Source organism: Methylovirgula sp. 4M-Z18 (assembly GCF_037890675.1).
Classification (GTDB): Bacteria; Pseudomonadota; Alphaproteobacteria; order Rhizobiales; family Beijerinckiaceae; genus 4M-Z18.
Genome location: NZ_CP149574.1, coordinates 2,887,189 through 2,905,649 on the forward strand (window position 1 = coordinate 2,887,189; position 18,461 = coordinate 2,905,649).

General features: G+C 61.1%; 17 protein-coding genes. 1 reads left to right on the forward strand and 16 read right to left on the reverse strand.

Annotated elements, in window-relative coordinates; translation table 11 throughout:
• The 16 genes from V9T28_RS13300 to V9T28_RS13375 all read right to left on the reverse strand — a co-directional run bounded on the left by V9T28_RS13300 (position 1) and on the right by V9T28_RS13375 (position 17,571).
• Complete coding sequence (locus tag V9T28_RS13300) at positions 1–1,203, reverse strand: pyridoxal phosphate-dependent aminotransferase (RefSeq protein ID WP_116399409.1); 1,203 nt, start codon at positions 1,201–1,203, stop codon at positions 1–3.
• Complete coding sequence (locus V9T28_RS13305) at positions 1,200–2,819, reverse strand: hydantoinase B/oxoprolinase family protein (RefSeq protein ID WP_116399410.1); 1,620 nt, start codon at positions 2,817–2,819, stop codon at positions 1,200–1,202. The genes V9T28_RS13300 and V9T28_RS13305 overlap by 4 nt, the downstream gene beginning before the upstream one ends.
• Positions 2,816–4,912 carry a hydantoinase/oxoprolinase family protein gene (locus V9T28_RS13310; RefSeq protein WP_116399411.1) on the reverse strand — a complete coding sequence of 699 codons (2,097 nt, stop codon included), beginning with the start codon at positions 4,910–4,912 and terminating at the stop codon, positions 2,816–2,818. The genes V9T28_RS13305 and V9T28_RS13310 overlap by 4 nt, the downstream gene beginning before the upstream one ends.
• Positions 4,909–6,579: a thiamine pyrophosphate-binding protein gene (locus V9T28_RS13315; RefSeq protein WP_116399412.1), complete on the reverse strand. Its 1,671-nt coding sequence runs from the start codon at positions 6,577–6,579 to the stop codon at positions 4,909–4,911. The genes V9T28_RS13310 and V9T28_RS13315 overlap by 4 nt, the downstream gene beginning before the upstream one ends.
• A 266-nt stretch (positions 6,580–6,845) precedes the next feature.
• The gene (locus V9T28_RS13320) at positions 6,846–7,610 is read right to left on the reverse strand and encodes an amino acid ABC transporter ATP-binding protein (protein WP_116399414.1); all 765 of its coding nucleotides are present in this window, start codon (positions 7,608–7,610) and stop codon (positions 6,846–6,848) included.
• An 11-nt stretch (positions 7,611–7,621) separates the two neighbouring features.
• On the reverse strand, positions 7,622–8,695 hold the full coding sequence (locus V9T28_RS13325; protein ID WP_116399415.1) for an amino acid ABC transporter permease: 1,074 nt from the start codon (positions 8,693–8,695) through the stop codon (positions 7,622–7,624).
• 3 nt (positions 8,696–8,698) lie between these two features.
• Positions 8,699–9,835, reverse strand: a complete 1,137-nt coding sequence (locus V9T28_RS13330; protein ID WP_245423917.1) for an ABC transporter permease subunit — start codon at positions 9,833–9,835, stop codon at positions 8,699–8,701.
• 93 nt (positions 9,836–9,928) lie between these two features.
• On the reverse strand, positions 9,929–10,960 hold the full coding sequence (locus V9T28_RS13335) for an amino acid ABC transporter substrate-binding protein (RefSeq protein ID WP_116399417.1): 1,032 nt from the start codon (positions 10,958–10,960) through the stop codon (positions 9,929–9,931).
• Between the two features lie 84 nt (positions 10,961–11,044).
• Positions 11,045–11,995, reverse strand: a complete 951-nt coding sequence (locus V9T28_RS13340; RefSeq protein WP_116399418.1) for a LysR substrate-binding domain-containing protein — start codon at positions 11,993–11,995, stop codon at positions 11,045–11,047.
• Between the two features lie 85 nt (positions 11,996–12,080).
• Complete coding sequence (locus V9T28_RS13345; RefSeq protein ID WP_116399419.1) at positions 12,081–12,830, reverse strand: SDR family NAD(P)-dependent oxidoreductase; 750 nt, start codon at positions 12,828–12,830, stop codon at positions 12,081–12,083.
• Between the two features lie 20 nt (positions 12,831–12,850).
• Entirely contained in the window at positions 12,851–13,564 is a 714-nt protein-coding gene (locus V9T28_RS13350; protein ID WP_116399858.1) for an SDR family oxidoreductase, read from the reverse strand.
• A gap of 298 nt (positions 13,565–13,862) precedes the next feature.
• Complete coding sequence (locus V9T28_RS13355; RefSeq protein ID WP_116399420.1) at positions 13,863–14,651, reverse strand: FadR/GntR family transcriptional regulator; 789 nt, start codon at positions 14,649–14,651, stop codon at positions 13,863–13,865.
• 60 nt (positions 14,652–14,711) lie between these two features.
• On the reverse strand, positions 14,712–15,059 hold the full coding sequence (locus tag V9T28_RS13360) for a RidA family protein (protein WP_116399421.1): 348 nt from the start codon (positions 15,057–15,059) through the stop codon (positions 14,712–14,714).
• 11 nt (positions 15,060–15,070) lie between these two features.
• Positions 15,071–15,871, reverse strand: coding sequence for an SDR family NAD(P)-dependent oxidoreductase (locus V9T28_RS13365; RefSeq protein WP_116399422.1), 801 nt, complete (start codon positions 15,869–15,871; stop codon positions 15,071–15,073).
• Entirely contained in the window at positions 15,864–16,676 is an 813-nt protein-coding gene (locus V9T28_RS13370; RefSeq protein ID WP_116399423.1) for a shikimate dehydrogenase family protein, read from the reverse strand. The genes V9T28_RS13365 and V9T28_RS13370 overlap by 8 nt, the downstream gene beginning before the upstream one ends.
• Positions 16,677–16,680: 4 nt before the next feature.
• The gene (locus tag V9T28_RS13375; RefSeq protein ID WP_116399424.1) at positions 16,681–17,571 is read right to left on the reverse strand and encodes a 2-hydroxy-3-oxopropionate reductase; all 891 of its coding nucleotides are present in this window, start codon (positions 17,569–17,571) and stop codon (positions 16,681–16,683) included.
• Positions 17,572–17,682: 111 nt separating this feature from the next.
• Here V9T28_RS13375 and V9T28_RS13380 point away from each other — a divergent pair, with 111 nt between their 5' ends.
• A complete protein-coding gene (locus tag V9T28_RS13380; protein ID WP_116399425.1) occupies positions 17,683–18,447 on the forward strand; it encodes an HpcH/HpaI aldolase family protein in 765 nt (254 codons plus the stop codon).
• Positions 18,448–18,461: the final 14 nt, after the last annotated feature.

Below are 18,461 nucleotides of genomic sequence, written 5' to 3' on the forward strand. Positions count from 1 at the left end.
TTACTCCACTTGCGCGACGGCGGCATTGATCCGCGCGACCGCATCCGTCAGGATCTCCTCGCTCGTGGCGGTCGAGATCCGAAAATAAGGTGAAAGACCATAGGCGGCGCCCGGCACCGATGCGACTCGCCCTTCGTGCAACAGATAGGTTGCCACGGCGGCATCGTCACTCAAGCGTTCGCCTTTGGGAGTCTTGCGGCCGATCAGGCTGCCACATCCGATATAGGCATAGAAAGCACCTTCCGGCGGCGCGAGCGTCAGGCCATTGATCCGCCGGATACCCTCCACCACCAGATCGCGGCGCGCCTCGAAGGCCTTGCAGAATTGGGACACATGGTCTTGCGGGCCGTTCAATGCCGCGACCGTCGCGGCCTGCGCGATCGAGCAAACCGAGGTGACGGACTGGCTCTGAATCGTCGTCATCGCCTTCACCAGCGGCGCGGGACCTGCCGCATAGCCGACGCGCCAACCGGTCATCGCATAGGCCTTGGACACGCCGTTCACGATGAGCGCACGGTCGCGCAAGTCCGGACACGCCTTGGCGAACGAGACGAATTGCCGGCCGCCGAAAAGAATATGCTCGTAAATCTCGTCCGAGAGCACGAGCACCTGCGGATGCCGCGCCAGAACTTGGCCCAGGTCCCTTAAGTCGGCCTCCGAATAGGTGGCGCCCGACGGATTGCCCGGCATGTTGAGGAAGAGCCATTTGGTCTTGGGCGTAATGGCCTTCTCGAGCAATTCCGGGGTCAGCCTGAACCCAACGGATTCAGGGCACTCAACGATAACGGGCGTCCCGCCCAGAAGCTTCACCATTTCCGGATAGGACACGAAATAGGGCGCTGGAAGGATTGCCTCGTCGCCGGTCTCCAGCGTCGCCATCAGGGCGTTGAAGATGATCTGCTTGGCGCCGTTCGCGACGACAATGTCGTCGGGCGTGTAGTCGAGCCCGTTCTCGCGCTTGAATTTCCCGGCGATCGCCGCACGCACCTCCGGGGTTCCGGCGGCGCCGGTATAAAGCGTCTGTCCGCCCTTGGCCGCCGCATGGGCCGCTTCGATGATGTGGCTCGGCGTCGGAAAGTCCGGCTCTCCCAGACCAAGGTCGATGACATCGACACCCTTGGCCCTGAGGCTTTTGGCGGCCTGCGAGGCCGCCATCGATGCCGACGGTTTCACCGCCGCGAGACGCGAGGAAATATAGTTCATCCGGCATTCTCCGAAACATATCCCTTGGACCGGTCTTCCGCCTTTGCGCTCGTGTCGCGCTTGGCGGGATCGCCGTAACCGCCACCACCGGGCAATTCGAGCAGCAGCGTGCGGCCGGCAGGAACATGTTGCCAGCCTTTGGGGCGCATCTGGGTGCTATCGTCGAGTTTGACACTGCCGGGTGCGCCGTTGTGGCCGCCGTTGCGGCCCCTCGCCGAATGATTCACCCGGTCGAACATGGCGGAAAAATCGAATTCGTGTCCTTCCAGCGCCGCGATCTCCATGACCTGTCCGAGCCCGCCGCGAAACTCTCCCGCCCCGCCGGAATCAGGACGCAGTTCCTTGCGCCAGATCACAATGGGACCGGTATGTTCGGTCGCCTCGATCGGCATCGTATGGACGCCGGACGGAAAGGCGGTGGCCGACAATCCATCGAGCCCCGGCCGTGCCCCCATTCCGCCCGAATTGAACATCAGCACCTCTGCCCGTCGCCCTTCGCCACTTCCAACCGGCCGCACCGAAATGTGAATGTTCCAAAGGGCGCCGGCACCTTCGGCGAGAATTTTGCCGGGCAATGCTTTGGCCATCGCGCCGAGCACCAGGTCCGGCACCATGTGGCCGAAGATGTGGCGCAGCGCGACGGGCGCCGGGCGAACGGCATTCAGGATGTTCACCGGAGATGTGACCGTGAAAAAGGCAAGAGAGGCGCCATTGTTGGGAATATCCGGCGCCACCACGCATTTCAACGCATAGCTGGCGTAGGCCTTGCTGTAGTTGATCGGGCAATTGATGCCCCAACGGCTCATCGGGTCGGAACCGGCGAAATCGACGTCGATATGATCATCACGGACCGAGACCGTTGCCGCCAACTTGACCGGCGCATCATATCCGTCCGTGACCAGCTCGTTCGCCCAGGCGCCTTTCGGCAAGGCCTTGATGCGTTCGATCATGGCGTCGCGCGTGCGCGAGAAAATGAAGTCGCCAAGATTTTCGAGCGACGTCAGCCCGATCTCGCCCATCATCGCGATGAGGCGGCGATGGCCGACCTCGTTACAGGCGGCGAGCGAGTAGAAATCGCCGACCACCTGGTTCGGCTCGCGGACATTCACGCGCAGGATCTTGACGAGATCGAGATTGACCTTGCCCTTCTCCGCGAATTTCATGATCGGGATCTGGATCCCTTCCTCATAGACCGATTTGCCGTCCGCGCCGAAACCGCGTCCGCCCACATCCACGACATGCGCGGTACAGGCGAAGAACGCCACGAGTTCCCCGTTGAGGAAAGACGGCGACACCATGGTGATGTCATGCAAGTGGCCCGTCCCTTGCCACGGATCGTTCGTGACATAGGTGTCCCCCTCGAACATGTCCTCGCGCGGGATCTCATTCATGAATTGCAGAACGGCTTCCGCCATCGTGTTGACATGGCCGGGGGTTCCGGTGACGGCCTGCGCGAGCATCTGGCCGCGCGGATCGAAAACGCCGGCCGAAAGATCGCCGGCTTCGCGAACGGACGATGAAAAAGCCGTGCGCAGCAGGGTCAATGCTTGTTCTTCGACAACCGAAACCAAGCGGTTCCACATCACCTGCATGCGGATTTCGCCAATGTCGCTCATGCCTGGATGCCTTTACGAATGAGGAGAATGGTGCCGTCGGTCTGGATGACGGCATCGAACAGGGTGGTGACGACGGTCGACGTCTCGCGCTCCACGATCACGGCGGGTCCGACCACGCGATCGTGCGACGACAGAGTCTCCCGTTCGATGATCGCGTAGGTTTGAACCGAGCCGCTGGCCGGATCGAATACCGGACGCTTCACCTTTGCTGCGACCGCAGTCTCCCCCGCAGCGATCTGATTCCGGACGGCGTGCGGCCGTTGGTTGGAGGCCTTGACCGACCAGGTCACGATTTCGATCTCCAGCTTGCCAAGGCCGTCGATGGCGCGGCCGAAGAAACGCTGGTAGCTGGCCTGGAACCATTCCTTGAGTTGCGCCGCCGCATCGTCCCCGAACATGTCGTTCGGCACGTTCACCGGAATTTCCCACCCTTGACCGGCATAGCGCATGAAAGCCGTGATCTCGCAATCGATCCGGCCGCTCGTGCCGGCGCGCACGAAGCTCTCGGCGGAGGCCTTCAGGCCGCGCAACAATTTATTCGCTGCATCGGCGTTGAATTGCGAAAGACGCGTGACCCGCGACGCCAGCGCTTCGAAGCCGAAGGGCGCTTTCAGAAAGCCGATCGCCGACCCGACGCCCGCCCCCTTGGGCACAAGGCATCTGTCGATGCCGAGCTTCTCGCACAGCCGCGCCGCATGCAGCGGCGCCGCGCCGCCAAAGGCGATCATGATATTATCGGAAATGTTCTTGCCGTTTTCGACGGCGTGGACCCGCGCAGCATTGGCCATGTTCTCGTCCACGACCTCGCAAATGCCGAAGGCCGTCGACATCGTATCAAGCGACAGGCGATCGCCGACATCGCGCATGATCGCTTGTTTGGATGCGCTGCTATCGAGCTTGATGGCGCCGCCGGCGAAATTGTTCGGATCGAGCTTGCCGAGGACCAGGTCGGCATCGGTGATCGCCGGATGCATGCCGCCGCGTCCATAGCACGCCGGCCCCGGCTCCGATCCGGCACTTTCAGGTCCGGTCTGAATGCGGCCCATGGCATCGACCCAGGCGATCGATCCGCCGCCGGCGCCGATTTCGATCATCTCGATCACCGGAATGGAGATCGGCATGCCGGACCCTTTGCAGAACCGGTAGGTTCGGGCAACCTCGAAAGTCCGCGCTGTGCGCGGCGCACAATCCTCGATCAAACAGATCTTGGCCGTGGTGCCGCCCATGTCGTAGGAGACCACCTTTTCCAAGCCGAAGCGCTCGGCGATATCGGCCGCGAAAATAGCGCCGCCCGCTGGACCCGACTCCACCAGCCGCACGGGAAATTCCGATGCGGTCTCCACCGAAATCAACCCGCCGCCGGAATGGATCATAAAGACCGGGCAGTTTGCGCCCATGTCCTTCAGGCGCGTCTGCAGGCGGGCGAGATAATCGGCCATCTGCGGCCGCACATAGGCATTCGCGCAGACCGTGTTGAAGCGCTCGAACTCGCGCATCTGCGGCGAAACCTCCGCACTGATGGAGATCGGAACCCGCAGCTTCTTGGCGAGGATCTCGCGCGCCCGCCGCTCGTGGACCGGGTTAACGTAGGAATGGATGAAACCGATCGCGACCGCGCCAAATCCGGCTGCGGCGATCGCATCGGCAATCTCTTCCAAAGCCGCGTCGTCCAGCGGCTGCAGTTCCTGCCCCCCTGCCCCGATGCGCCCTTTGACAACGAACCTATGCTCGCGCGGAATCAAAGGTGTCGGCAAGCGAAGATTCAAATCATATTGCTCGAACCTATTTTCGGTGCGCATCTCGATCACGTCACGGAACCCTTCCGTCGTGACCAGCGCCGTCTTGGCGCCCCGGCGCTCGATCAAGGCATTGGTGGCGAGGGTCGTGCCGTGGATGACGATACCGATGTCGCTTGGCGCAAGGCCGGCACCGCGCAGCACGATGGCGATACCGTCGAGAATGGCTTGCTCGGGCGCCGCATAATTGGTCAGCACTTTGGTCGAGAAGATTGTTCCCCGCACATCGAGCGCAATGTCCGTGAAGGTGCCGCCGATGTCTGCGCCAAGGCGGATATCGTCCTTTGCCGTATTCATGTCTTAGCCTTTTGCGATTTCAGCGCGGCATCGCGCATTTGCGAGAGAGTTTGACGGGGCGTCAGCGCTTCCGCCGAAACCGTGATGTCGAGGACAGCACCCGTCGCCGACTTCAGCGCACGATCGAAGGCTGCCGGAAATTCACCCGTCGCGCTGACGCGTTCGGCGTGGAAGCCGTATGATTGTGCGAGTTGAACGAAATCGGGATTCTCGAGCGTAGTGCCGGAAACGCGCGCGGGATAGTTGCGCTCCTGATGTGCCCGTATCGTGCCATAGATACCGTTGTTCACAATCAGAACGATCGGCTGCGCACCGGCCTGCATGGCCGTCCCGAGTTCCTGGCAGTTCATCTGGAAATCGCCGTCGCCGGCAAAACAAACCACCGTGCGGTTCGGAAACGCCACTTTGGCGGCAATGCTCGCGGGAAGGCCGTAACCCATGGCGCCCGACTGCGGCGCCAACAGGCGCGCCTTCGGCCCGAATTTGAAAAACTTGTTCGGCCAGACGGTGAAGTTGCCCGCGCCGTTGGTCAGGATCACATCGTCGGGCAGACGATCGCGCAGCCAGGCGCTGACCTCGACCATATCCACGGGACCGGGCTGCACAGGCGCGGAAAACGCCGCTTCGTACTTTTCACGTGCCCGCGCACGCCAGTCGCTCCATTGACCTTTGACAGGAGCCAATACTTTAGCGAACGCGTTCGGACCGGCCTGCACACCCAGGACCGGCACATAGACCTTTCCGATCTCGCGGTCCGACGGGTGCACGTGAATGAGCTTCTGCGCCGGCGTCGGCACTGACAGCAACGTATAGCCATCCGTCGTCATCTCGCCGAACCGTACGTTGACGGCAAGAATGACATCGGCGTCGCGAATAAGCTCCTTGACATGCGGCGCCATGCCGACGCCGGCTTCGCCGACGAAAACGGCGGATCCGTTGTCGAACTGGTCCTGATAGCGGAACGCCGCGACGACGGGAATGTCGGAGGCTTCGGCAAAGGATTGCAGGGCGGTGCGGCCCTCGTCCGTCCAATTGGTGCCGCCGAGGAGGATAACTGGATGCTTCGCCGTCGCGATCAGCGCGCGCGCCGCAGCCATTGCCGAGGCTTCGACTGCGGGCTCAAAGACGCGGGGAGGCCCATCGAGCACCGGCTGGTCGGTCAAATCCGTCAACATGTCTTCGGGCAATGCCACCACGACCGGCCCGGGACGGCCGGTCATGGCCGTTGTCCAGGCGCGTGAGACGATTTCCGGAATGCGCGACACGTCGTCAATTTCGACTGCCCACTTCGCCAGCGTACCAAAGACGGCGCGGTAATCGACCTCCTGGAACGCCTCGCGCCCCTTCATGTCGGTTCCCACCTGGCCGACGAACAGGATCATCGGCGAACTGTCCTGCATCGCCGTATGCACGCCGATACTGGCATTGGTGGCCCCGGGGCCGCGCGTCACGAAGCAGATGCCAGGCGAGCCGGTCAATTTGCCATAGGCAGAAGCCATGAAGGCGGCGCCGCCCTCGTTGCGGCACACAACGTAATCAAGCTTGCCAGCAAGGTCATGCAAGGCATCGAGGACCGCGAGATAGCTCTCGCCGGGAATGCCGAAACTTTTGGTGGCGCCCAGCGCCACGAGGCATTCAGCAAGAAGTCTCCCGCCATTTCGCATCATCTGCCCGCTTTCCCTCTTGAAGAGATCCCTTGCAATACGAGAGTGCCAGCAACGGCCAAGGCAGTCATCTCCTTGATCTTATCGCTTGCCACTCTTCATGAGTGTGCACATTGACCCGCCGATCCGAAATCAAGAAATGCGGTTTATTGGAAAGTTTTTCTTTGCGACGGGTTCCGCAAGACGAGGCCCGGGTTCATCACTCCGGCCGGATCGAAGGCCGATTTGAGTGCGCGCAAGTCCTTGGCCAACGCCTGTGCATGATGCCCTCAATGGCCAATAACTTGAGACAGGAATTTCTGAGTCCGCTCGTTCTTCGCCGACGTGAAGAAAATCTCAGGCGGTGCCTCTTCGACGATTTCGCCCGCATCCATGAAAATGACGCGATCGGCGACGCGGCGGGCAAAACCCATTTCGTGCGTGACACACATCATCGTCATGCCTTCCGACGCGAGCGTGACCATCACATCGAGCACCTCCGAAATCATCTCCGGATCCAGCGCCGATGTCGGCTCGTCGAAAAGCATGATCTTCGGCTGCATGCAAAGGGCGCGCGCGATCGCGACGCGTTGCTGTTGGCCGCCGGAAAGTTGGCCCGGAAATTTAGTGGCTTTCTCCGGAATGCGCACCTTTTCGAGATACTTTAACGCCATGGCTTCCGCCTCGTCGCGCAACTTCTTCCGCACCAGCATGGGCGCGAGAACGCAATTCTCCAGGACGGTCATATGCGGGAACAAATTGAAGTGCTGGAACACCATCCCCACTTCGCGCCGGATCTCGTCGATATTGCCGACGTCGTCGTTCAACTCCGTGCCGAGGACGACGATTTTTCCCGAGTTGTGCTCTTCAAGACGGTTGATGCACCGGATCATCGTGGATTTTCCGGAGCCGGAGGGCCCGCAGACCACGATCTTCTCCCCGCTCCGCACGCTCAGATTGATGTTACGCAAGGCATGAAAGTCGCCATAGAACTTGTTCATGCCCTCAATGCGCACAGCTGACGTTTCGTGGTGAGAGCTATCTGGACGAGTCATATGTAAGCTCCCTAGCGCGCGCCGACCGCCATCCGACGCTCGAGATAAGCGCCGTAACGGGATAGGCTGAAAACGAAAACGAAATAGATGAACGCGATGAAGACATAGACTTCGACATAGGCGAAGCGCCAATCGCCGGTTCCGTATGCCGCATTGCCGGACGCCAGGATCTCGAAAAATCCGACGATGACCACCAGCGAGGTTTCCTTGAACGAAATCACGAACTGGTTGATTGTCGCCGGCAGCGCATTGCGCATGGCCTGCGGCAGAACGATGCGCGAGATGCGCTCCCAATAGTTCAGCCCGAGCGCCATCGCCGCCTCTTCCTGCCCTTTGGGGACACCTTGCATGCCGCCGCGGACGATCTCGGCCTGATAGGCGGCGAAAAACAGCGCGGAGCCAAGGATCACGCGATACAGTTTATCCCCTTGCAGCCACTGTGGCAGAGCGAATGGCAGAACGATGGCAAATGTGAAAAGGATCGATATCAGAGGCAGAGAACGCACCGTATCGATGATGCCGCCTGTCGTGTAGGATATCCAGGGCAGGTGCGAGCGTCGCAGCAGGGCAAGGCAAATCGCCAACGGAAAGCCGATGAGACAGGTCGAGACAAAGATGAAGAGCGTGAGGGCGAGCCCACCCCAGACCTCCTCACCTTCGTAGTGAAGTCCCAATACGCCGCCTTTCATCAATACATAGTAGGTCGCTGCGCCCAAAACCCATATGACGGCAATACGCGCGCCCGTCCATAACATCGGCATGCAGCTGAGCACAGTCATCACCACGACGGTTACGCAGGCCAATGCCGAGCGCCACTGCTCCTCGAATGGGTACAGGCCAAACAGAATGATCCGCCAACGTGCCGCGATGACCGACCAGCAGGCACCGGAAGCGGCGTGACATGCGTCGGGCCCGTGGCTGGCGTCAAAGACCGCAGAAAAGATCGCCCAATTCAGAATCTTCCAGCCTAGCAGCACAATCAACACAAGACACAGCAGCGACACGCTCGCCTGAAATGGCGTCGCCAGGAAGCGGCGTCTCAAATCCGAAGATCCGCGTGGGACGGGCTGAGCGAGAGCGGTCATTCCTTATCCCCTGAGTTGACTGCCTTTGAGGGCTATTGCTTTGTTGATGCGATTGAAGATCGCGGCGAGGCTGAGGTTGATCGTGAGAAAGCCGGCCATCAAAATGGCGATCGATTCGAACGTCTGGCCCGAATGATTGATGGCCAAGGCGACGATCATGAAGAAGTCGGTAAAACCGATCGCAATGCCCATCGTCGTTGCCTTGATGAGCCACACATATTGATTGGCGAGGATCGGGAGCATGGCGCGCAACGCGAGGGGTAAACGCACACGGGAAAAAACTTGCCACGCACTCAGCCCAAGCGATTGGGCCGCCTCGACCTGTCCTTTGCCGACGGCTTTGAACCCGCCGCGGACGATCTCGGCGATGTAGGAGCCGCCATAGATCGCAATCGCGACAGCGAGCGCCGCAAATTCCGACGAAATGCGCAAGCCCCCGCGCAGGTTGAGGCCCTGCACCGCTGGAACATCGATGAGCGGCTCACCTGGATGATGGCCAATGAGCACGAAGGTGGCTGCGCAAGCGAGCGCGGCTGCGGCCGCCAGCCATTGAGGCCCTAAGCGCGCGCCCAGCGGGCGATTGAGACGTGATGTCCTGCCGAGCCAAATCGGAACGGCGATCGCAGCGAAGACCGCCGCCAGCATCAAGGCAAACATCGGGCCTGACACATTGGGAATCGGAATGTAAATGCCGCGGTTCGTGAGAAAGGCGCCAAAGCCTTGATAGGCATTCCGTGGTGGCGGAAAATGCGTGATGATCGCGTACCAGAAAAACACCTGCAGAATGAGCGGAATATTCCGGAAGATATCGACATAGGTCCGCCCGAGCAATTGCGCGAGTTCATTGGATGAGGTCCGTGCAAATCCGACAATGCCGCCGACGAGCGTCGCCAGTGCCAGCCCGCAGCTTCCCAGAAACAAGGTGTTCAAGATTCCGGTGAGGAAAAACCACCAATAGGGATCGTTGGCTGTGACCGGCAGCAGGGAAAAGTCCATATTCCAGCCGGTCGACTTGAACAGGAAATCGAAGCCCGATGCGATGCCTTGCGCGATCAGATTCTGTCGTGCGGTCAGGACGGCGGACAGAATCAGGGCTGCGAGCGTGCCGACAAAAGCAGCCTGCAGCAGGACGTTCCGCACCTTTTGATTTCGCAGGAGGCTGCCCATTGCCGACCTTTCACGGATTATGGCGCTGGCTCCGCCTGGCCTTCGCCAGGCGAAGCCAAGACACGATCAGTCAACTACCATCGGGAAGAGAACGCCGCCGTTGTTCCACAAGTTGGTCAGGCCGCGATCCATCTTGTAGGGCGAGTCTTTGCCAAGGTCGCGATCGAAGATCTCGCCGTAGTTCCCGACCTTCTTGATGACATTGTAGGCCCAGTCATCCGAGAGCCCGAGACCCTTGCCCATGCCCGGCGTAACGCCGAGGAATTTGGCGATCTGCGGCGACGGCGGCTTGGCCCGCATCTCGTCCACGTTCTTCGAGTTGACGCCTTCTTGCTCGGCAAAGGTCAGCGCGGTCAGCATCCAGTTTGCAATGTCGACCCAATTGTCGTCGCCCTGGCGCATGATCATCACTTCGGGCTCGACGGCAAGCTCATCGGGAAGGATCACATGATCTTCCACCTTGCCCTTTGCGGCACGCGCGATCGCGAGCACCGGGCCCCATTGTGCGTAGAGATCGCAACGGCCGGAGAAGTATGCCTGCTCGAGCTCCTCCGTCTTTTCGATCAGAACCGGCTCGAGTTTGATGCCGATCTTTTGCGTGTAGGCAGCGACTTGTTGCTCCTGCGTCGTGCCTGCCGGAATGCAGATCGTGCCGCCTTGCGCATCTTTAAGCGATTTGAGTCCGAGTTCTTTGTGCGCCATCACCTTGGTCGTGCCAAGGTAATAGGAATTCGAGAACTGCAGGCCAAGGTCCGCGTTGCGGCTCAACGTTGCGCCCGAGGCCTTGATGACGATGTCGACCTGGTCGGATTGCAAGGCGGGCCAGCGTTGCGCCCAACTGACGGGAACGATCTTCAGTTTCGACGGATCACCGAGGACCGCCGTTGCCATTGCGCGGCAGAGATCGATGTCCAGTCCCTTCCAGTTGCCCTTATCGTCCACCTCGGCAAAGCCGAGATAGGAACCATCGTGGCCCGTACATTGCAGCACGCCGCGCGCTTTGACCTCATCCAGCGTCTTACCTCCCGCTTGCGCGGGTATCGAAAACGGCACCAGCGCGAGAGCGCAGGCAACGGCGCTCCATTTGGACAGTTTCATGTTCTCTCTCCATCGTTAAGGTGATTCAGGTTGCTTGTTATCTGGTCCCACGGACATGGCCTGGGTCTGCACACCCAGCCCTGGTCAACCTGAAAGCGGGGCCGGTTTCGGAAGATCGGGAATCTTCAAATCGCTTTGCCATTCTTGCTGGCACAGCCAGCGATGGAAGGTCGCGACCGCCGTCACGCGCAGATGTCCTTTCGGCACGACAAGATAGAAGCCGGGAACTTCCTCCGGCTTCATATCGGCCAAGGCATCGCGCCCGACCGGCGCGACGAGAGCGCCGGAGCGCAAATCTTCTTCGGCGTCGATCACCGAGACGAGGCCGATGCCGATGCCTTGCCGCGCCGCGCGCCGCATCGTGGCTGCGTCGTCGAAGCCAATGCTGCGGTCGCTATGGGTCTGCTCGACCGACAGATGCCGCAGGATATCCGGCCAAAGGCGGTTCGATTTGACCGGGTCCAGGAGCGTGAAACGCGTCAGATCCTGCGGCGACTTGATCTGTTCGCCGATGGTTGGCGAACAACAGATAATCTTCGGATCGCGCACAAGCAGCTTCGTGTCGAACTCGGGCCAATTGCCATAGCCCCATTGCACTGCCATATCGATGTCGTCGCGCCCGAAATCAGGCAAATCGACGATGGTTGTCAGCCGAAGGTCGGCACGCGGGAGGATCTCCCGGAACAACGACAGACGCGGCAAGAGATAGCGTGTCGCGAAATAGGGGCTCGCGTTCAGATTGATGCGATCGCGATAGGCAGACTTGGTCACCCGGCGAATGCCTTCGGCAAATTCCTCGAAACCGGCGTTGACGAAGTGAGACAGAAGGATCGCGGATTCCGTCAGCTCGATCGCGCGCCCCTTGCGCTCGAACAGCGTGACCTGCAACGCATCTTCAAGCAGCTTGATTTGCAGCCCGACGGCTTGCGGCGTCACCAGCAACTCGTCCGCCGCCTGACGAAAGCTCTTGTGCCGCGCCACCACGTGGAAAACCCGCAGGGCATTCAAAGGTGGCAGGCGCGGCTTTTCACTCATCGTCGGATTCACTCCACCGTCGTCGAACTCGGTCGATCAACTCGTGCCAACAAAACAGGTCCTCTCCGTAGCGGCTTCACATCGGTCATGCGTAGATATAGCCGCCCGACACAATGATATTTTCGCCCGTCATGTAAGTGTTCTTCGGGCTACCGGCCATGAGCACCCATTCGGCGATTTCGGTGGGGAGCGCACCTCGGCCCAGCGGACTCGCCTTTGCGAGTTCTTCCAGAAACCCAAGGGCTTTCGCACGCTCGGTCGCCATGCCGGCCGGCGCCACCGAATTCACCAGGATGCCATCCTTCGCGACATGGTGCGCGAAAGAGCGGGTCAAGCTCACGACCGCCGCTTTGGTTGCCGCATAATGGGCGTTTTGCGGATGCGCCTTGAACGCATCGACGGATGTGAGGTTGACGATGCGTCCCCTCACGTGGCTTTTGGACTCTTGCGATTGCATGTGGCGGACTGCCGCCACCATCATGTGGTACGTGCCCTTGATATTGACGCCGTTCGACGCGTCCCACTCGGCGTCGCTGATTTCCAGGAGCGGGCGGCGCGGATAGATGGCGGCGCAATTGATCAGTGTGTCGATACGCCCAAGTTTCGCGACCATTTCTTCGAAAGCCGCATGACACTGCGGGCCAACCTGGATGTCGCATGTGGCGCTTGCTGTCGGCAATCTTTTGGCACGCGCCGGCTCCAAGGCGGCCTCCGCGGCATCGAGGTTGATGTCGATGATGCCCATCGCGGATGCGCCTTCGTCGACGGCCATACGGGCAAGCAATGCGCCGAGACCGGAGCCGCCACCGACGATGACTACAGAAAGATCCTTCATGATAACGTCCTTGCTTACTTTTACTTGCTGCCGCTCGGCGTGGTGGGCCTGGTCGGCATGATGTCGAAACGGGTCACATCGCTCCAAGCCGGCAGGTCGAGCAGCGCGACAACCATCTTGGCCACATCCTCCGGCTGAACGGCGATATTTCCGGCGTACATGGCGGCGCGTGCTTCCGCGCCGAGAATGTCCTTGTAGAGCTGGGTCTCGACGCGGCCGGGCACGATCTCGGTGACGCGAATGCCGTACTGCGAAAGATCCGTGCGCAATGACGCGGCGAAGCCTGAGATCGCGGCTTTGGCGGCCGAATACACGGCTATGTTCGGAAAGGCTGTGTGGGCCGCCGAGGAGCCGGTGAACAAGATATGCCCCGCGCCACGGTCGCGCATCTGCGGCACGATGAGACGGGTCAGCAAGATCGCTGCGCTGAGATTGACCTCGAGCGTCGCATCGATGTCGGCGATCTTCATGTCGGCGAAATTGCCGAGCGGCGGCATGATGCCGGCATTGTTGATCAGAACATCGACGTGCAGGTCCGACACCACGGCTTCGATCCCGTCCCGATCGGTCACATCGACGGCGATCGGCGTGATCTTGGGCCGGCCGGCCCGTAAGTCTTCCAAGGCGGATTTGCTACGACCCAAAGCGTAGACATCATAACCTGCGTCGCTCAGCGCTACGGCCATCGCTCGACCGATTCCGCTCGTTGCGCCGGTGATGAGTGCTGTTGTCACGTGAGTCATCCGAGTTGTCCTGTATTGAGTGTTGCGCATCGGTGCGGGCGGGAAAACCAAGAAAACCGGGGAATAGGAAAGATAAATTTTCTATTTCCCTGCGAGTCCCAAGAGCGGCGCGGCAGCTCTCCGCGGGCATGCACTTTCTAGCCCAACTTGCTTCCGGAATGGTCGTCCGGCGCGACGTCAACGGATTTCAGCGCGGCAGGCGGTCCGCGCCAAAGCCTGCCCTTCTCCGCCGAACCGGATCATGAGTCCGCCTCACGCCAACTGGGTACCGCCCCATCTGGCCAACCGATCATCCGTCCAAGGGGATCGGCCGTTTCAGGTCACCGAAAAAGGTCTCGGCCGCCGCCTTCTGCTCCGTATCCGAGCTGGACACTCCCGAGGACAGCACCAGATGCCGGACGCGTTCGAGACTGTTGGACAGATGCCGGCGCATGGCTTGGCGCGCCGCGCGGCCATTGCGCTTCTCGATCGCATCCATGATGGCACTGTGCTCTTTATGGATCCGCTCGTAATAAGCATCCTTGAGTTCGCGCGCGACGACATACTCAAGCTGGAAACGCGGCACGAGGATGGGGCGCAAGTAGCTGAGGAAGGCGTGCATGAATTCGTTGCCCGCCGCCTTGGCGATGGCCAGGTGAAAATCGTAATCGTAATGGATCTGGACCGCCGCTGGATCTCCGTGCTGCGCATCGAACTGCTCCATCAGCGCGCGAAGTTCGACCGCTTCGGTTTCCGTTCGCCGTTCGGCGCAGAGGCCTGCAGCCTCAACTTCCACGCTCAAGCGCAATTCGAGCAGCGCGATCGTCTCGGGTAAGGTCTTGAGCGCTTCCTCGGGAATCGAGAAATTGCGGGCCGCGGGCGCTTCGCTCACGAACATGCCGCGCCCCTGATGCGGAATCACGATCCCTTCCGATCTGAGCCGGGCGATCGCTTCGCGCACCACGGTGCGACTCACCTCGTATTCCTTGCAGAGCTCCGCTTCGGTCGGCAATTGCGTGCCAGGCGGCAACAGGCCCGACTGTATTTTGTCGGCCAGGCTCTCGGCGACAAGCGTGGAAAGTGGTTTGCGTTTCGTCATCTATCGCCTTTTCCAACCTCCCGCGCCCCGTCGAGGTCGATGCGCCGCCTGCGACGGTTTTCACACCGCTGCAGTGACGATCAATTCGACGAGCATCCCGGGTTTCGCCATCCGTCCCTCTCCGGTCGAGCGGGCCGGCGCGTGCTCCTTCGGCATCCAGGCATCCCAGACAATATTGACTTCGTCGAAGTCCCGGATGTCGTCCAGCCAAATCTGCACATGCAGGATACGTGTCTTATCAGTACCAGCTTTGATCAGAAGTGCATCAATTTTGGCAAGGACTTCGCGCATCTGGTCGGCAGCAGATTGGCCGGGCCGCGCCACCTGCCCGGTCAAATACAGCGTTCCATTGTGGATGACCCCGTGATGGATCCGCGTGTCGAAATCTAGCCGTTTGATATCGCTCATGAAGGGACTCTCTAAGTGCTCGGGCGGATGGGGTTGCCTTGCAAATAGTGTGCGTAAGGCGCTTGCACGAGCCAGCCCGCGTCGACCGGCAAAGTCACGCCGGTAATTGAGGCCGCCCGGTCCGAGCAGAGGAACAAGGCAGCCTCCGCGACGTCACGCGGCTCGACGAAGCGGCGCAACGCCGTCGTGACCTGTATCGCATCGGGATTGCGCTCGCCCTTGGCGATTTTATCCTTCAATCCCTCAGAGAGCGTGTAACCGGGCGCAACCGCATTGACCCGGATGCCCTTCGGTCCAAGTTCGGCCGCGAGCATCTGGGTCAGCGCCAGCACCGCGTGTTTCCCCGGCGTATAGGCGGGAAGCGAGAGCGGCGCGAAGGACGCGAGGGAGCCGACATTCAGGATGGCGCCACGTCCGGCAGCGGACATCAATCGCCCGAAGACCTGACACCCCAACAAAGTGCCGCGATAATTCACCCGCCACAGCCTCTCATCTTCATCGAGATCCTGATCGAGGACGCGCTTGCCGCTCTGCAAGATACCGGCGCAATTCACGGCAACGTCGGGGGCACCAAACCGATCAACGACAGCCTGACCGAGCGCCTCGACCGAGCGCGGGTTGCCGACATCCGTCTCGAAGAACTGCGCTTCAGGCGCGCCCACCGCGATGCAGGCGGCCGCAACGTCATTGCCGCGCACCCCATCGCGACCGGCGACCACCACATTGTCCCCCTCTTCGGCAAACCGCAGGGCGATGGCCCGACCGATTCCCGATGTGCCGCCCACGACGACAATTGTGCGCGCTTCAGCCATGGTTACGGTCCTTGCGGTCAATATCGAAAAACTCGGACATTCCCCGCACCTGATAATCCATCATCGGACGGCCGGGCTGCACGCGGCAGCCGCGTTCCCGCGCGGCCTTCAGCAACGCCGTTTCGGCAGGCTCCATGATGATATCGACGACGGTCATGTCGGGGGTGAGCCGGGCGACGTCCAGCGGCAACGGATCGCTCGCGTGCATGCCGACCGGCGTCGCATTGACCGCCATATCCATGCCGGTGGGATCGGCCTCCCCAGCCTGCACGCGGCACTTCGGGAATGCTTTGCCGACAAGGCCGGCCAGCGTCTCTGCGCGGTCTTTATCGATGTCGGCAAGACGAATCTCTTCGGCGCCGGCCTCGGCCAGACAATAAGCGATCGAAGCCCCTGCACCGCCGGCACCGACTTGCAGAACCCGGCGCCCTTCAAGCTGATGACCGGCAGCCTTTAGCGCATCGATGAAGCCGACGCCGTCGAAATTGTCGGCGTACCAGCTTCCGTCCGCCTGGCGACGGACCGAATTGGCGCTTTGCACCCGCGCCGCGCGGTCGTGCGCCGCGGCGCATTTATGATAGACCGCGACTTTGTACGGCACCGAGATGATGACGCCGCGGATATTTTCCGCGGCCGTGAGCCCCGCCCAAAATGTCTCGAAATCTTCCGGGCGACAGGTCAGCGGCACCATCAGACTGTCGAGGCCTTTTTGCTCGAAAATCTCGTTTAAGATCCCGGGGCTCTTCGCATGACCCACAGGGTGAGCCAGCATCACGAAGATGTCCGCCTTGCCCGTTCCGCGCATCCATTCACTCCTTGTCGTCCGCTAATGTGTGACCGCCCAGCATTTCCAGTGCCCGCACGAGCGAGGAATGATCAGCCTCCGCCCCGCCCTTGCGGGCGGCGCATGCGTTCATCAGTTCCTGCGCGGTTGCGGTGTTGGGCAATGCGATTCCAAGCGCCCGCGCGCTTTCGAGCGCCAGGCTCAAATCCTTCTGGTGCAGGCGAATGCGAAATCCCGGCGCGAACGAGCGCTTGATCATGCGCTCGCCATGGACTTCAAGCACGCGGGAGGACGCAAACCCGCCCATGAGCGCGCTCCGCACGACGGCGGGGTCGCAGCCGGCCTTGCTGGCAAACACCAGCGCCTCGGCGACAGCCTCAATGTTCAGCGCGACGATGATTTGGTTGGCGATCTTGCAGGTCTGGCCGGCGCCGGGACGTTCGCCGATCAGCGTGATGTTCTTGCCCAGCTTCTCGAAGATCGGCAAAGCGCGCTGGAACTCGGCTTTCGGGCCGCCCACCATGATGGTCAGGTTCGCCGCCTTGGCGCCGACCTCCCCGCCCGAGACGGGGGCGTCGAGATAGCCAACTCCCGCGCTGGTGAATCTCGCAGCAAATCGCGCCGTCGCAATCGGGCTGATCGAACTCATATCGATCACGAGCGCCCCGGCGGATATGCCTTCCAACACCCCGCCGTCGCCGAGCAAAACACGCTCCACGTCCGGTGTGTCGGGCAGCATCGTGATGACGATTTCAGAGGCACGCGCCACATCGGCGGCCGAGCCGACGACGGTTGCTTTCAGGTTGTCTGGCAGGGCCGATCGGTTGAGCACCGTCACAATATCGTGCCCGGCGGCGGCGAGGTGCCTCGCCATCGGCGCTCCCATCACTCCGAGTCCGATGAAACCGATCCGCATCTGCGCTCCCGCCCCGATCGCTGTGCGCAAGATCTCTTGCGACTTGAATATGACATATGATATAGGACATCATACAAATTGCAATAACCTTTCCCGCCGCGGAGGCCGAAAATGGAAGAGCGCATAAACACCCTCAAGGCCGGCTTGGCCGCCGGCCGCAGACAGATCGGGATTTGGTGCTCGCTGGCGTCCGCACTGACCACCGAAATCGTGGCGGGGTCCGGGACGGATTGGGTGTTGATCGACGGCGAGCACAGCCCCAATCACCTGCGCAGCATCATGGCGCAACTTCAGGTGCTGGGCGGCTTTGCCTGCGAAGGCGTCGTGCGGCTGCCCTCCGACGACTCCAATCTCATCAAACAGGCCATGGATATCGGCGCGCGCAGCCTGATGATCCCGAATGTGCGGACCGCCGATCAGGCCCGCGCGATCGTTGCCGCTATGCGCTATGCCCCCGCCGGTGTGCGCGGCTTTTCCGTCGGCCATCGCGCGAACGCCTTTGGCCGCATTGCCAATTATCACGCAAACGCCCGCACGCAGCAGCTTCTGGCGGTTCAGGTCGAATGCGGGACCGGCGTTGCGAATGCGAGCGAAATAGCCGCCGTGGACGGCGTCGACGCGATCTTCGTCGGCCCTGGCGATCTTTCCACCAATATGGGCGAGATGGGTAATCCCGGCGCGGCGAAGGTTCAAACGGCCATCGCTTCGGTACAGAATGCCGCGGCAGCGAAAGGCAAGTGGAGCGGCATTCTGGCTCCAGTCAAGGCGGATGCCGATCGCTACCTTGCGAATGGCTTCACGATGGTTGCGGTCGGCTCGGATCTTGGGCTGCTCGCGCGTGGCTCCGACGCCCTCATCGCCTCGTTCAACCGCTGACTTTGGTGTTGCTG

Coding starts and splice junctions, on each gene's coding strand:
- V9T28_RS13335 (WP_116399417.1), bottom strand. CDS start 10,960: ATGAAACTGTCCAAATGGAGCGCCGTTGCCTGCGCTCTCGCGCTGGTG.
- V9T28_RS13300 (WP_116399409.1), bottom strand. CDS start 1,203: ATGAACTATATTTCCTCGCGTCTCGCGGCGGTGAAACCGTCGGCATCG.
- V9T28_RS13325 (WP_116399415.1), bottom strand. CDS start 8,695: ATGACCGCTCTCGCTCAGCCCGTCCCACGCGGATCTTCGGATTTGAGA.
- V9T28_RS13380 (WP_116399425.1), top strand. CDS start 17,683: ATGGAAGAGCGCATAAACACCCTCAAGGCCGGCTTGGCCGCCGGCCGC.
- V9T28_RS13375 (WP_116399424.1), bottom strand. CDS start 17,571: ATGCGGATCGGTTTCATCGGACTCGGAGTGATGGGAGCGCCGATGGCG.
- V9T28_RS13340 (WP_116399418.1), bottom strand. CDS start 11,995: ATGAGTGAAAAGCCGCGCCTGCCACCTTTGAATGCCCTGCGGGTTTTC.
- V9T28_RS13360 (WP_116399421.1), bottom strand. CDS start 15,059: ATGAGCGATATCAAACGGCTAGATTTCGACACGCGGATCCATCACGGG.
- V9T28_RS13310 (WP_116399411.1), bottom strand. CDS start 4,912: ATGAATACGGCAAAGGACGATATCCGCCTTGGCGCAGACATCGGCGGC.
- V9T28_RS13345 (WP_116399419.1), bottom strand. CDS start 12,830: ATGAAGGATCTTTCTGTAGTCATCGTCGGTGGCGGCTCCGGTCTCGGC.
- V9T28_RS13305 (WP_116399410.1), bottom strand. CDS start 2,819: ATGAGCGACATTGGCGAAATCCGCATGCAGGTGATGTGGAACCGCTTG.
- V9T28_RS13320 (WP_116399414.1), bottom strand. CDS start 7,610: ATGACTCGTCCAGATAGCTCTCACCACGAAACGTCAGCTGTGCGCATT.
- V9T28_RS13370 (WP_116399423.1), bottom strand. CDS start 16,676: ATGCGCGGAACGGGCAAGGCGGACATCTTCGTGATGCTGGCTCACCCT.
- V9T28_RS13355 (WP_116399420.1), bottom strand. CDS start 14,651: ATGACGAAACGCAAACCACTTTCCACGCTTGTCGCCGAGAGCCTGGCC.
- V9T28_RS13365 (WP_116399422.1), bottom strand. CDS start 15,871: ATGGCTGAAGCGCGCACAATTGTCGTCGTGGGCGGCACATCGGGAATC.
- V9T28_RS13315 (WP_116399412.1), bottom strand. CDS start 6,579: ATGATGCGAAATGGCGGGAGACTTCTTGCTGAATGCCTCGTGGCGCTG.